The sequence below is a fragment of the Rhizobium sp. ZX09 genome (assembly GCF_017357485.1).
GTDB classification, from domain to species: domain Bacteria; phylum Pseudomonadota; class Alphaproteobacteria; order Rhizobiales; family Rhizobiaceae; genus Agrobacterium; species Agrobacterium pusense.
The window spans coordinates 1,797,808-1,812,180 of sequence record NZ_CP031364.1; the positions used below are offsets into that span (position 1 = coordinate 1,797,808).

General features: G+C 50.4%; 8 protein-coding genes and 1 pseudogene. 6 read left to right on the plus strand and 3 right to left on the minus strand.

Annotation, left to right across the window (positions count from 1 at the left end):
* Window positions 1-171: 171 nt before the first annotated feature.
* From BTN45_RS22895 to BTN45_RS22905, 3 genes and pseudogenes are all read right to left on the minus strand, one after another.
* Window positions 172-1,116, minus strand: a complete 945-nt coding sequence (locus tag BTN45_RS22895) for a class I SAM-dependent methyltransferase (RefSeq protein ID WP_207591248.1) — start codon at window positions 1,114-1,116, stop codon at window positions 172-174.
* Between the two features lie 646 nt (window positions 1,117-1,762).
* A pseudogene (locus tag BTN45_RS22900) lies at window positions 1,763-2,514 on the minus strand (integrase core domain-containing protein).
* 226 nt (window positions 2,515-2,740) lie between these two features.
* Window positions 2,741-4,504 carry an ABC transporter ATP-binding protein gene (locus BTN45_RS22905; protein WP_207591250.1) on the minus strand — a complete coding sequence of 588 codons (1,764 nt, stop codon included), beginning with the start codon at window positions 4,502-4,504 and terminating at the stop codon, window positions 2,741-2,743.
* A 1,081-nt stretch (window positions 4,505-5,585) separates the two neighbouring features.
* On the opposite strand from BTN45_RS22905, the gene BTN45_RS22910 reads away from it, so the two are divergent.
* The 6 genes from BTN45_RS22910 (at window position 5,586) to BTN45_RS22935 (ending at window position 13,989) form a co-directional block, all read left to right on the plus strand.
* Window positions 5,586-6,188 (plus strand): D-sedoheptulose 7-phosphate isomerase, encoded by a 603-nt coding sequence (locus BTN45_RS22910; protein ID WP_246751725.1) that lies wholly within the window; start codon window positions 5,586-5,588, stop codon window positions 6,186-6,188.
* Window positions 6,189-6,508: 320 nt separating this feature from the next.
* Entirely contained in the window at window positions 6,509-7,720 is a 1,212-nt protein-coding gene (locus BTN45_RS22915) for an HAD-IIIA family hydrolase (RefSeq protein WP_207591252.1), read from the plus strand.
* Window positions 7,721-7,745: 25 nt separating this feature from the next.
* On the plus strand, window positions 7,746-8,744 hold the full coding sequence (locus BTN45_RS22920) for a hypothetical protein (protein WP_207591254.1): 999 nt from the start codon (window positions 7,746-7,748) through the stop codon (window positions 8,742-8,744).
* Window positions 8,745-8,818: 74 nt separating this feature from the next.
* Window positions 8,819-9,829, plus strand: coding sequence for a GDP-mannose 4,6-dehydratase (locus BTN45_RS22925; protein ID WP_207591256.1), 1,011 nt, complete (start codon window positions 8,819-8,821; stop codon window positions 9,827-9,829).
* 30 nt (window positions 9,830-9,859) lie between these two features.
* Window positions 9,860-10,783, plus strand: coding sequence for an NAD-dependent epimerase/dehydratase family protein (locus tag BTN45_RS22930; protein WP_207591258.1), 924 nt, complete (start codon window positions 9,860-9,862; stop codon window positions 10,781-10,783).
* Window positions 10,784-11,439: 656 nt separating this feature from the next.
* The gene (locus BTN45_RS22935; RefSeq protein WP_207591260.1) at window positions 11,440-13,989 is read left to right on the plus strand and encodes a glycosyltransferase; all 2,550 of its coding nucleotides are present in this window, start codon (window positions 11,440-11,442) and stop codon (window positions 13,987-13,989) included.
* The last annotated feature ends 384 nt before the right edge of the window (window positions 13,990-14,373 follow it).

Sequence of the window (14,373 nt, forward strand, 5' to 3'; positions counted from 1 at the left end):
ATTCTGAAGTCGCATCTTGATGTCGTGTTGGATCAAAATACCGCGGCAATGTTTATCGACGAGGTAAATCTTAAACTAGTACCTGTTTGTCATGCCTTAGTGGGGAGCAGAAGTGTCGCGCCAAAAGCGAAGCAGACCCCACCATGTCGCCTTATAGACAAAGCTGACGACTTACTTGACCGCGACCAACATAGGCTGAGCCTCGCCCCAGTATCCAAGTTCGATGTTTGCGTACAGTTCTGCATAGCAGTCAGAAAAACCACATTGACGCATGTCGTCGAGGAGATCAAACCCGAAACTCGTAAAGCAAAGTGACGGTGGGCCGAGAGGGTTACCGTGGTATTCTTCGGGTAGAAGGTGAATAAGCTCACCTTTTTCGTCAATCTTTGCTCTGACGTGGCTTACGCGCGATGTCAAAGTAATCGGAACAGTGAAAAATAGGACTCCACCGGGCTTTAAGGTGCGATATATCTCGCGGAAAGCTTTTCGATAATCAGGAACGTGTTCAATAACATCGAAACTCAAGACGAAATCGAAGACGTTATCGTCAAATGTTAAATTCATGATGTCCTGGCACAGGACACCGTCTTTCTTTTCGCCAAGCGGCGTATCCAGGAGATATTCGCTGCCGATAATATTGGCAAAATCGCGAGAGAGCTCTTGAAACATCGGCGTCACCTGCTCCGTTATATAAACAGATTGATCAGGCTGCGGATTGAACACCTCGAATAGGTATTGAAGCGACGCCCTCATGCGAGCGTTTAGGCTGGTTTTGTTACAGCTCAAGGCTTCTCGGTAAAGGAATCCATGACCTTCCAGCCATAATTCGAGTCCGAGACGAAAGGTTGTCTCGAAGCCTCCCAGACCATTGAAGCCGTCGAGTATGATGTCGTGCGCTGGCTTTATTTTGAATGGATCAATCCAACGAGGCAACCTCAATTGTTGGTATTCTTCATATGTCCTGACCTTACCGAGCCAAGGGGATTGCCCCATGCTGTCCGTCCAAGGAGGCCCAGATTTGGTTGCTGTATTAACATTTGACATGCTGCCTCGATAATTGACGACTTTCAGGAATTCTCTTTCCGACGTTTTGTCACTAAAAACAGTGGTTGGCAATTCGATCCTCTGATGGTTCATAAATTGTTGTGGAAACGACGAAAGCTAGTAATTTTCCGCCCTTTCGGCTCTGAAAGCGAGAGTCGAGCTAAGCACCGAATTGATTGGATGAATGCCGCTTTTGGCCGGCATCGGTGCACGATGCTTGGTTCACGCCATGCTGTCGCCGACACAGCGAGAGCAGATGACAGCAGTTAATATCCTCGCGATCGACCTCGCCAAAGGGAGCTAGCGGGGTCTGCGTAACAGACGGGTAGGGCGGCTTTCGATGTCCCGTTTGCAAGATTTTGGTGCCCTTCCGCGAACGAGTAATTTTATCGATCGTATGTCAGATCTCGTGATGCGGTCTGAAGCTTCTCGATATCGTTCTGTCGCACCTTGTTGAAATCGGTTGTTTCACCAGTGACCGTTGCCTTGGCACAAAGCCTCAACAAATCAGTAAAATTCTGACCGCTCTTGAATACGCGGGATTGGGAGGAATGCGAAAGATAGTGCCGGCGCTCGCTGACCGGCGCCGGAAGCAAGACGGCCCAGCTCTTCATTCCCTGTCGTCTGTCGAAGCCTCAGCGTAAGTCTATCAATCTTCTCGGTCAGAATTCGACTTGGCCCCCGAGTTTTATCAGGTGTTAAATTCGCTCCGGCGGTGTCAGGTTGTTGTACTTGCGGCAGTAGCGGCGTGCTGCGGTGCGGAACCATTCTGGTTGCGCAGCAACGGATCACGTGCCGGGTTGATTGCCTAAGCGAACTCGGCGGGTGCCAGCCATCCGAGGTCTGAGTGTGATCGATAATCGTTGTAATGACTGCGCCGGTTTGAAAGCACCGATCGAGCGTCAGTAAGTGACGAGAAGGGAGTATTATTCAGTGTTTCTCTCACAGCCGCCCATCGGAGCTTCCGATGAAGGCGTTCTGGATCGGCTTGCCAGGCGCAATATAGCACCATTCCGTTTGTCCGATCTGTCCATGACAGGATCGCGTTGCTGGTGAGCTCGCTGCCATTGTCGCTGACGATCATCTGCAGCTTGACAACCCCTCTACGATCCGGCCCAACTCACGGACAATCCGCAGACCGGAAAATGATGTATCGGCAACGCTCGTCAGGCAGTTTCTGGTGCAAGCGTCGACGACTGCCAAAGCCGGAACCTTCTGCCCGTCTTGCGGTGAGCGTCACAGCGTCTTTCCCAAAAGGTCTTTCAACACGGCATTGTTAAGCATCGCGTCCGCTGCAAGCCGCTTCGGCTTTGTGTTCTCGTCTTTAAGCGCATTCAGCCGCCCGGCTCCGATACACCCATGCAGCCAAACTTGGCCTTCCATCTATAGATCCTGGCATCGCTGACGCCGTGTTTACGGCAAAGCTCCGAGACCGGCGTGCTAGCCTCGTGCTCCCTTCAGAAGACCGATACTCTCTTAGTTCGTGAACCGCATCACCCTCGTTCTCTGGTTTTTCTTTGTGCCAGAGCTTACTTCAAAATGGATCATTTCAGCGCGGCAAGGTTAAATGGATACGATAGCACAGAGACCGGCCGGTCCCCTAGCGCTGCGCCACACATCGGAATTCCGCGTTCGTGCAGGACTTTCTCCCAATCGAGCCATACGGTCGGGGAGGCCACTGGATTTTATCACTGTATTAAGCGACGTCTGCATCGAATTGGATGCTATGAAGCCGCTTGTAAAGACCATCGTTCGCCAGCAATTCACGCCGGCTTCCCTGCTCGACCACTTCGCCGTTGTCCATAACGACGATCTTGTCGGCGCGGTTGATGGTAGAAAGACGATGGGCGATGACGATGGAAGTCTTGTTGAGCGTAAGACGCTCCAACGCATCACGGACAAGTGACTCGGATTCGGAATCAAGTGCACTAGTCGCTTCATCGAGGATCAGAATATCTGCGTCTCGAAGCATTGCGCGTGCAATTGCCACGCGCTGTCGCTGGCCACCAGAGAGGCCAGACCCATTTTCACCGAGCCTTGTATCGTATCCGTTTGGCATCTTGATGATGAAATCATGCGCATTTGCCGCTTGGGCTGCAGCGACGATCTCTTCCTCTGTCGCATTATCGCGACCCACGGAGATATTGTGTCTCACCGTACCCGAGAAGAGGAAGGTTTCCTGACCGACATAAGAAACGTGTTCACGGAGGCTGGCAAAAGAAACATCGCGCAGATCCATGCCATTGATTTCGACAGAACCGTTCTGTGGGTCGTAGAGGCGCATCATGAGGTTGATGATTGTTGATTTGCCGCTGCCCGAGGGGCCCACCAACGCCGTCATCTTGCCGCCCTCGAATCTGACACAGACATCTTTTAAAACAGGCTGACCAGACACATACTCGAAGCTGACGTTCTTGAGCTCAACATCGCCACTCGCCTTGGGGAGTATTACTGCGTCCTTCTTCTCTGTTAGCGTTAGCGGAGCATCGAGGACCTCGAACATCATCCGCACACCAATCATCCCACTCTCAATTTGCACGCGCATACGCGCGAGTCGTTTTGCAGGCTCGTAGGCTAGTAGAAGCGCTGTGATGAACGCCATCAGGTCACCCGGCGATCCACCTTTTTCTAGAACTGTATAGCCGGATACAGCAATAACAACCGCAATTGCCAAGCCTGACAAGGTCTCCATAATAGGACTAGTTGCTGCTTCGAGCTTCGCAATACCATTTGCACGCTGCTCGACGTCCGAGACAGCTTTATTCATGCGTTGGCGCATCAGGTTTTCCAGAGAAAACGCCTTGATGACGCGAACACCAATGCTGGTCTCCTGTACGACGTTGACGATTTCCCCTAATGAAGCAAGTTCTGCCTCCATAATTTTCCGAACGCGCCTCAGCACAAGACGAACGCTCAAGATCGCCAAAGGTCCGATAATCATGGAAATCGCGCTCAGAAGGAAGTTCTGGGCGAACATGACGACGATCAAGCCGAGGAGGGAGAAAAGGTCACGAACGAAGGACGTGACGATTGTGTCGATAACGCTACGCGCAGCCTGGGCGTTATAGGTGACGCGAACAAGCAGTTCGGAAGATGGCAGGTTTTGAAAGAAGGACACACCCTGTTTCAGAAGTCGATCATAGATTTTACGTTGCTGTTCGGCGACGATGCTGTTGCCTGCCTTGCTCAGATAGTAGCTCTGAACGAAGGTGGCGAGACCCTTCACTATGAAAATGGCTGCAACTGCAATGGCAATCTGAAGGACTACGTCGAAGCCTTGCTTCAAATACACACTGTTGACGATATCACGCATTATCCACGCGCTAAGTGATGTCATGCCAGCGACGACGAGCATTGCGGCGATTGCTGCAGAATACCAGCCAACGTGTTTCTTGAAGTTTTCCTTAAATAGCCGCGTTAGCAGCCTTTTGTCGTTTGGCGACAAAAATGATCCGATCACTGCAATATCCTTGCAAATTCAAGATAATAACGTTCCGAAGCAATACCTGCTCATCGCATAGCAAAGGTCATTGTCGTGTCACCCCGCATGTCATTTGTTGTCACCCTGTAGCACCATCAATTCTCGCTGCGGGTATGCGCAGAATACAGAGGAAGATAGTCGGACAAAAACCTGCGCTTCCAAGGACTAGAAGCTCCAATTTGGAGCTATGTGTGACCCACATTGGTCGCTAGCAAATAGTCCCCCTCATTCTGTCTGTCAATATCGTCATGTCAGGCGGAATCGCAGCCAATGTGCGATTAGAATTATCGGCCTCACTTCCCCAAAAAAGCCGTATTTTCGGGTCAGGCTTAATATGTTAAATTTAATATTCGCGCTAATTATACAATAATAAGAAGAATTTATAATTTCTTAGTCGTTGTTATATCTTCGTTTAGTTACAACGGTAATTTTCGCTGGCATAAGTAGAAGAATTATTGCAAATAAATTGTGTAGAGGATATTAAGTCCATGTTATACTTTCCGGGGGGCATGCATATCCAACTCATTTACTTTTGATGGTTGGCGAAATTGAATTGCTATCCGTGTGGCTCTTTCAACGAATGCAACTTGGCTTTGCTGAATTTCGATTCTCTCATTATCGATTGTTGGATATGCTACGTCAAAGAGCGACTATTTTACACCCCCCCCCCCGTCTGACAAGGGTGGCTCTTTCCAACGACACGCCGAGCAAAAGCTTCATTCAACCGGCCCCGATCAAGCTCCTCAACGGCGTTAACGCCAAGAAGATGGCGGCATAACTGGGGCGGAAATCCGCTTAGAGAAACGTTCAAGCCGAGCCGCCTCCTACTTGATCGCGTTTATCGCGCCTGCTGTTGAGACTCGCGGATATTCACAATACCTACATTTCGGACGTGGGCCCATAATTTCAAGCCGGAATAGCGCCCTTAATCCTCGATTTTTGCGACAGAGCAAGTTTTTGTGCGGGCATGCGGATTGCAGTGATCGCGCGGACGATTTACAAGCCTCATCACTAAAGCCGTAAGATTAAGTCAAAATCATCTATAATCAGGACGAGAAATATGGATCAGCCGGTTAAACAATCAAGTCGCCGAGATGATGTGATGGATTATTTTTCCGAAACGGAAAAAGCCTTGCAGGCTTCCCAAGTGCTTGCTGCCGAGATTGACCGTGCCGCGGATCTCTGCATTTCGGCTTTGCGTAATGGCGGCAAAATCATATTTTGTGGGAATGGCGGTTCAGCGGCGGATGCTCAGCATTTGGCAGCCGAACTAATGGGGCGCTTTCTGCTCGATCGAAATCCGCTCCCGGCATTATCGCTCACTGTCGATACGTCAGCGTTGACCGCGATTGGCAATGATTATGGATTTGAGAAGGTGTTTTCGCGCCAGCTTCGCGGTATCGCTCAGAAGGGCGACGTTGTCTTCGGACTGTCGACAAGCGGCAACAGTGCGAATGTGGTTGAGGCGTTTGAAGCCGCGCGTTCGCTTGGCCTTGGCACGATCGGATTGACTGGCCAAGGCGGCGGTAAGATGAGGCCGCTTTCCGACGTCCTGATCGCTGTTCCACATACCAAGACCAATCATATTCAGGAAGTGCATATCGTAATTGGCCATCTGATTTGTGCGTTTATAGAGTCTGAGCTATGTCAGCCAAATCAATGAACCGGTGCGCGGGAATGGTGTGCCTCAGCAATTTATACGGCGGAACTTAACGGACGCTCCCTGAGTGGGAGATGAAGCGATGTTATTATGGACGAGGCATTCGGGCAAGTCTCAGGCATCGCTAAAGGTCACCAATTAGGCATAATCGAAAGGGCCGTTGTCCTTTCAGGTGGCAATTTCTATTCAAGGTTGACAACTTCTCATTGATTGCTTTAAGGCACCTAGAGATCCAGGAGAGCTTGATGTTTTATTAGGCAGTAGTCATGTTGATCCCTAGTTTTTCCGTCGGATTCAGTTGATAAAATAGGTTAGAGTTGTCCATGATGGTTGAGCAGGCAGTCCTCCTTGTCGGCGGACAGGGTACGCGATTGCGATCAATGGGTTTCGACTGTCCAAAGCCAATGGTCGAGATTGGCGGGCGTCCGTTTCTTGAGCATATTATTCGTCATCTTTCCCGTTATGGCATACGCAGGATCGTTTTGGTTGCGGGATACAAGGGTGAGATGGTGGTGGATCGTTATCACGGCAAGAGCCTTTACGATGTCGACCTAACCGTAATAGTTGAGCCCCGTCCTCTTGGCACGGCTGGAGCTTTGGCGTTTGCAGTTGAACACCTAGATGAATTTTTTGTCATGTCTAACGGAGATTCATTGTTTGATGCGGATTTGAGCACATTACTCGGACAGGCGATGAGATCTTGCTCCAACGGCCGCCTCCTTTTGTGTGAAATAGAGGATGCGTCGCGCTATGGGATAGTGCATGTCGATAAGGACGGCATTGTCCAAGCATTTCTCGAGAAACGGCCCGACAGCGGCCGACAAATGATTAACAGCGGCGTTTGTTTGCTTCGACGAGATGCTATCACTGACGCTAATATAGCATTCCCTGCATCAATAGAAGCGGATGTTTTTCCATTATGGGTTGCTTCTGGCAGCCTAGAGGCGCGCGCCGGTGAAGGTTATTTTATTGATATCGGACTTCCTGAAAGCTATGGTCAGGCGAGCGCCGAACTGATTGGCGCGATTTCCCGGCCTGCAGCATTTCTCGACCGTGATGGCGTTATCAATGTTGATAACGGCTATACCCACGCCGTAAAAGATCTCATTTTTACGCCAACCGCGATCGACGGGATACGGGCGCTCAATAGAGGGAAATATTACGTCATAGTTATCTCCAATCAAGCAGGTGTGGCTCGTGGATATTATGACGAGGCGGCTGTGCATCGCTTTCATGCAGCAATGAACGCTGAACTTATCAGACACGGCGCTCACATCGACGCATTCTATTTTTGTCCTTACCACCCGGATGCCGTTGTCGAGCGCTACAAAGCCAACCATTCGAACAGAAAGCCCAACCCCGGCATGATAGAGGATGCGTTTAGGCATTGGCCGATAACTCGGGCGGGCAGTTTTCTGATTGGCGACAAGGAATCTGACTTAGACGCGGCACGGAATGCAGGCATTCCCGGCACGCTGGTCGAAGCGAACTCGTGCGATCTTGCTGCCGTTGTTCGCGGCGCAACAAACGGTTAATGAACCCTACTAAAGGCTTTCTGGAATGCTGACCATTGCGAAATCACCCTTGCGCGTGAGCTTCTTCGGAGGAGGAACGGACTACCCGGATTACTTTCAGGAATTTCCCGGAGCTGTACTAGGAACGGCGATCGACAAGTTCATCTATACCGTCACCTTACCAATGGCAGGAGTGGCGGAGACAAAGTACCGAATTACGTATCGCACCGTTGAAGCGGTCGACAACGTTAGTGAGATAAAGCACAATGTTATCCGTGCTGTCTTGCAGGATAGACAGTATGACGCACCGATGAACATTGCCATCATCTCGGATTTGCCGGGGGGCTCAGGATTGGGATCGTCTTCGTCATTCACGGTCGGGTTCGTGAAGCTCATCTCTCACCTCCAGGGTCGTTCTATAACGAAGCTAGACCTTATGCGTGAGGCTGTCAGAGTTGAAACCGAGCTTTTGCGTGAAAATTGTGGAATCCAGGATCAGTCGCATGCTTCGTTTGGTGGGCTCAATCACTACAGGTTCCATGGAAATGATTTCTCACTTCAGCCCGTGCGCATGACAACCGATTGCAGAGACGCAATCAATGCGTCGATGTGCCTTATTTACACGGGCGTGCAGCGTTCTGCGTCGGAGACTTTGGAGACTCAGATCAGCAACACACGTGAGCGCAAGATTGTGAAAGAACTGAGACATCTCTATGAGCTTTGCGAGGAGGGTGTGCGGATCCTCGAAGGGAACGATTCTCGAACAGCGTTAACGGAACTGGGCAAGCTTATCAGTGAGGGCTGGATGACGAAAAGAAGTCTTTCGCCCGCCGTCTCCTCTGCGCGCATTGATGATATTTACGAAACCGCTATGTCGTTGGGCGGGTATGGTGGAAAACTGTGCGGGGCTGGCGGTGGTGGATTTATGCTCTTTCTCGCATCGGAGCATGTCCAGGAAAAGTTGCGTGAGCGCTTTGGCGACAAGAATTTCGTGAAGATATCGACCGAAGACAACGGCGCCAGTATCGTGCATAGTTTTGCGTGAGTACTAAACGTCACTCGACGTCTTTGAAGGCGGCGTATTACTTTAACAGCAGACGAAACAAGAAAGCTAATTTCATGGCAAAGCGGGCCTTTATTACTGGAATCACAGGCATGGTCGGTTCCCATCTTGCTGACTATCTCTTTGAGAACACGGATTGGGAAATTCATGGCATGCTGCGTTGGCGTAGCCCACTCGACAACCTGACCACCCACATTGATCGGATCAACCAGAAAGATCGCTTCCGGTTGCATTACGCCGATTTGCGCGACACAATGTCGATCGACAATGCTGTTAAGGAAGCAAATCCCGACTACGTCTTTCATCTGGCTGCGCAAAGTTATCCCAAAACATCGTTTACTGCTCCTTTGGATACAATGGATACTAACATTCAAGGGACTGAGCGCGTTCTGGGGGCACTGCGAAAGTATGCGCCAGAAGCGGTGATTCACGTTTGTGCCTCTTCGGAAGTTTTCGGCAGAGTGCCGAAGGAGAAGCTTCCCATCGACGAGGAATGCAGCTTCCACCCGGCTTCGCCCTACGCGATTTCGAAGGTCGGAACCGATCTAGTCGGTCGCTACTATGCCGAAGCCTACGGGATGACCGTCATGACTACCCGCATGTTCACGCATACGGGTCCTAGGCGCGGTGATGTTTTCGCCGAATCGACGTTCGCAAAACAGATCGCCATGATCGAGCACAACAAATTGCCACCTGTGGTCAACGTGGGCAATCTTGATTCTCTTCGGACTTGGGCTGACGTTCGTGATGCTGTGCGTGCATACTATATGCTCGTCACTGTTAACCCAACACCTGGCGCCTATTATAACATCGGCGGAACGTACACTTGCTCGGTCCGAGAAATGCTCGATAAGCTTCTTTCACAGTCGACCTGCAAGAACATAAAAGTCGAAATTGATCCGGATCGCTTGAGGCCGATAGATGCAGACCTGCAGGTACCTAATACCAAGAAATTCCAGAACCACACCGGTTGGCAACCTGAAATTTCCTTCGACCGGACTATGGCAGATCTTCTCGATTACTGGCGTGAACGTGTTGGTAAGAACAATTCCTTCCTTTCTCGCTGATCGATCGGCATATTCTAGTCTGGACGAGCTATGAAAAAAGACGAAACTATCTTGGTTACAGGCGCGCGTGGGCTTGTCGGCTCCGCACTGGTGGAACACCTTCGTTCTGAAGGTTACGAGAACGTCGTTGCGCTAGGACGGGAAGATTGCGATCTGACGGATCGTCACGCTACCGTGTCCGCATTCGAAGCTCACAAACCGAAATATGTCTTCCATGCCGCTGCTAGAGTCTACGGCATAATGGGAAACATGAAAAATCAGGCCCTTTCGTTCCGCGATAACGTGGTCATCAATACCAACGTCGTTGAGGCCTCACATCTTTCATCTGCTGATAAAATTACAGTTATGGGAACCGGTGCCGTTTATCCCTTTCCGTCACCGGGTCCGCTTTTGAAAGAAGATATGATCTTCATGGGGCGGCCGCACAGTTCGGAAAGTGCTTACGCGCACGCGAAACGTGCTATGCTGGCGATGCTGGAGGCCTACGAAGACAGCTATAGGTTGAAATGGGGCTATGTCGTTTCGTGCAATCTTTTCGGTGCGCGCGACAAATTCGACACCGAGTTCGGACATGTGGTCCCATCGCTCATCAAGAAGTTTCATCATGCAAAGATTTACGGCGGTCCGGTTGTAGTTTGGGGCGATGGGTCGGCTCGGCGTGACTTCATGTACGTGAAAGATACGGCGCGGGTCGCCTGCCTGATCATGAGCGATATCGACGGCCCAACCAATATCGGCAGCGGCCGAGTGTTCGCTATCCGTGAGATTGTCGAGGCCCTTGGTGAAATCACCGGCCTCTCCGACAGGATCCAGTGGGATTCGTCCAAACCGAACGGACAAGACTATCGCGCTTATGACCTGACCAAGATCACCTCTGCTGGCTTCGGCTGCAAATATACCATCGAACAGGGCCTTAAAGAGACTTGGGAGTGGTACTGCGAAAATCACAACTAGACATGACCAATAGTGCGGAATTGCCAAGCCTCAAAGAGGATATATGGTCAGCCAAGCTTTGAATATCTGTTGTAGCAAACATTTGCCGGAGCCCTGAATGATCGGAAAAAATTTTGGCAAACGACTGGCCCGTTGTGTAGACGCGACACGCGCATCGCTTTTTCAAGAAACTGCCCCGAGATTGACCGCGCAAGCGATCACAAAGTGTACAATGCGCTCGGGCGAGCCTGATCTGTTTGAACATCGCCTATCCGTTAGCGCACGGTCAATCTATTTGTTGTGTCACTATCAGAGCCTTGGGCCTGCGACATTTGGCACGGACAATCCATCAAGCGTTCGTAGTGTGTTCTGTGAAAGGGAAGACATGTGGATGGATTCTATATTAATGAATCTGCGCTCGATGGTTTATCGCAATTTCCGGAGCATAGCTTGATGATCTGGCATTTGAGCAAAATACTCCTGCCAGTTCACTTTATCACGTTGTTAATAATTATTCCTAACTGGGCACGTTTACCGGGGGGGGGGCCGACGCTCAAGGAAATCGGAAGGGTGGATACTGCTCTTTTTAACAGTCCAAAATATTAATAATACCGGTACACGTTTAACGGACCAGCTCCTAAACGACTGTCCTTTTTCAATCGAAACGACCCATATAGATGAATAAATACGCCAACGACCCAAGTTTGAAATTAAGAACTCTGATCGCGTCTCTCAGAATAGCGCGTTTTCTTCCCTTTTTGTCGAAACGCAGAAAGGAGCGTTTTCTGATCTCTATATCGAGGCGCAAGGCGGAACTGGAGGCTCGAAGGATCAACCCCACGGTCGCCCGGCGAACGTTCAAACAGCGTGGTCAGATAGGGGCATTGAAGCTGGCCCTGATGTTTCCGTGGTTGAGTGCGCGCGCGAAGCACCGATTCAAGCGCTCTCTTGACAAACGAACAAGTAATATTCAGCTTTTGATGGCTGCGGGAATGGTCATTGGGCCCGAGGATGACCCAAAGCCTGCACCCGCAACAATCTCCGAAAAGGAGGCCATGCTCAGGCTCGGGCTCGTCGTCGAGGAAAACCACATCGCGGTGGACCGTGAGCTAGACCGCGAGTGCCACTCAATTCTGATCGTTAGTACCCACATGCCGACCACTCGGCATGCGGGTGGGCTTCGCATTTTGGATATGATTGAAGTCATCAAGAGCCGCAACAGTAAAGTCTATATCGAGATTTTTGTGAGCTCCAACAAGTCGTTGCTGGGCGCGGGAGCGGAGGTATATGCGCTCGTTGACAGGGTCGTGTATGCCGAGAATTACAACTTCTCCCTTGCTCATTATCGTGAGAAGTCAGGAGTTGTTCGCTATTTTGATGTTGTGGATTTTCAGTTCCCACAGTCGGCAGAAACCATCGAGGCGTATCGTGAGATCGGAGACCGACTGATTTTCACGCCGATGGAGAGCCTCATCCGCACCGAGTGCCTGAAACGCGGCGTATTAAGCATTCCTGAAGCAGAACTTGCCGAAGCCGATGCTAAGCTTGAGGCGCAGATATGCCGACTGGTTGACGAGGTTGTCTGCGTGTCGCAGATTGACGCCGACTGTATTGCAGAATCGGTTGGGATCAAAACGATAACTTCAATTGAAACAGGCGTTTCGTCAATCGAGTTCCTTGAATCGGACACGGTGACCCGTTCCGGCAACGCGGTATGCTTCATTGCGTACTTTGGCTCACAGACCAACCGCGACGCGCTTCAGTGGTATTTGGACGAAGTGCATCCTCACATCATCGAAGAATTCGGAGATTACGATTTCCGCATTGTCGGTCGCGGGAACGTGTCTGACATTCTCGCAAAACCACGATCATGCGTTAGCTATGTTGGTGAGGTGGATCGGGTTGGGGCCGAGATCGGTCATGCCGCCGTTGGCATAGCTCCGGCCTTATCGGGAGCTGGCTTTCGAGGGAAGATCAATCAGTATGCGCACCTCGGCTTGCCTACGGTAGCAACCCCTATTTCTGCCAATGGCCTTAAGTACGAGCACGGTCACTCGATCTTAGTTAGCGAGGATCCTCGCCAGTTTGCCGCTTATGTTGTGGAATTGCTCAGAGACAGCAAGCGTCGAGATCAGATGGGTCAAGCCGCTTATGAAATCTGCAAGCAATACTACGGCTGGGAATCAAAGTGGCCTGAGATTAAACGAACCTATGCGATCCCGGCGTCAATTTCAGCGAAGGGACTGCCGAGTGTTCATGCCGTCGTCCCCTCCTACCAGCATGGCAACTATATAGAACAGCGTATCCGAAGCATCGTTGACCAAGAGTATGACAAGCTTCGAATCACGGTGATTGACGACTGCTCCGACGACAATTCGGATGCTGTTATCAAGAAGCTGCAGGAAGAGTTTAAGTTTGAATACATTCGCAACGACGAGAATAGCGGAACCCCTTTTAGTGCGTGGGAATATGCCGCAAAAAACACTAGCGAGGATCTGATCTGGATCTGCGAGAGTGACGATTCCTGCGACCGCACGATGGTCCCGAAACTGGTAAAAACCATGAGGGCGCGATCGGATATCAACATGGCCTATTGTGGTTCTTTGATCATAGACGCTCACAACAATGTTATCGATACAACTGCGGACGGATATTTCCCGTCGGTGTTTCACCCCACGAGGTGGCGCCGTAGCTTTGCCGTGAACGGCAAACACGAACTGAAGGAGTTTCAGGCGAGCGGCATGGTCGTTCCAAATATGAGTAGCCTGCTAGTGAAGACAGACACGTTTCAGGAGGCGTTTGATCAGGATATAAAAAAGTATCGCCTTGCCGGAGACTGGCTCTTTGTTGGTAGGGCGATGCAATATGGATCGATTGCTTATCTCGCCGAAAATCTGAATTACTTTCGTTATCACTCGCAGACAGCACGAGCACAGACAAAGATCGCACAAAGCTACGCAGAACATATAATTGTCAGGGTACAGCTGTCATCGCTGGCCGAAGCTGGGCCCACCGAACTCTTCTTCAACCTGAAACATGATATCTTCGATTTATATCGTGATGAAAGCCTGTTGGCTGATGTTATGACACTGTTGAGGGGCCTAGACACCGAAGTCTATGACCTCTTCAAAGAGGTGTATGAAGAGTACACTTCTCCTACCAAGGCTGAAGATTTGATCCGTTGCGTATCTTTCAGGCGGTATCTCTACGATCATAGATCGCAATGACCAGATATGCTAAAATTATATATGAGCGCCGGGATTGGCGCTTTTGCTGGTAGGTTATTGAAAAGTTCGCGAACGGCTAGCTGGTGGCGTCAGGCCAAAAGTTTCAGGATCTGAGCGCGTTGAGGTCGAATATTTGGAAGCCGGTAGCAACGTTAAGCTCGTGATGTATGATCGAGCTTCGGGAGAAGAATCCTACACATACCTCATTATTGTTACGCGCCGCATCAATATCCGCTGTTGGCAGCCGGGAATTCTACCAAACGAAAAAGATCGTGAAATTCATAGCTGGCCCTTGAAAAAATCTGATTTGTGATGACATGACGCTGTCCTTGTGCCAACCCATTATGACAAGTTAGGGCGCTTTGAATAACGGTTTATGGGAGT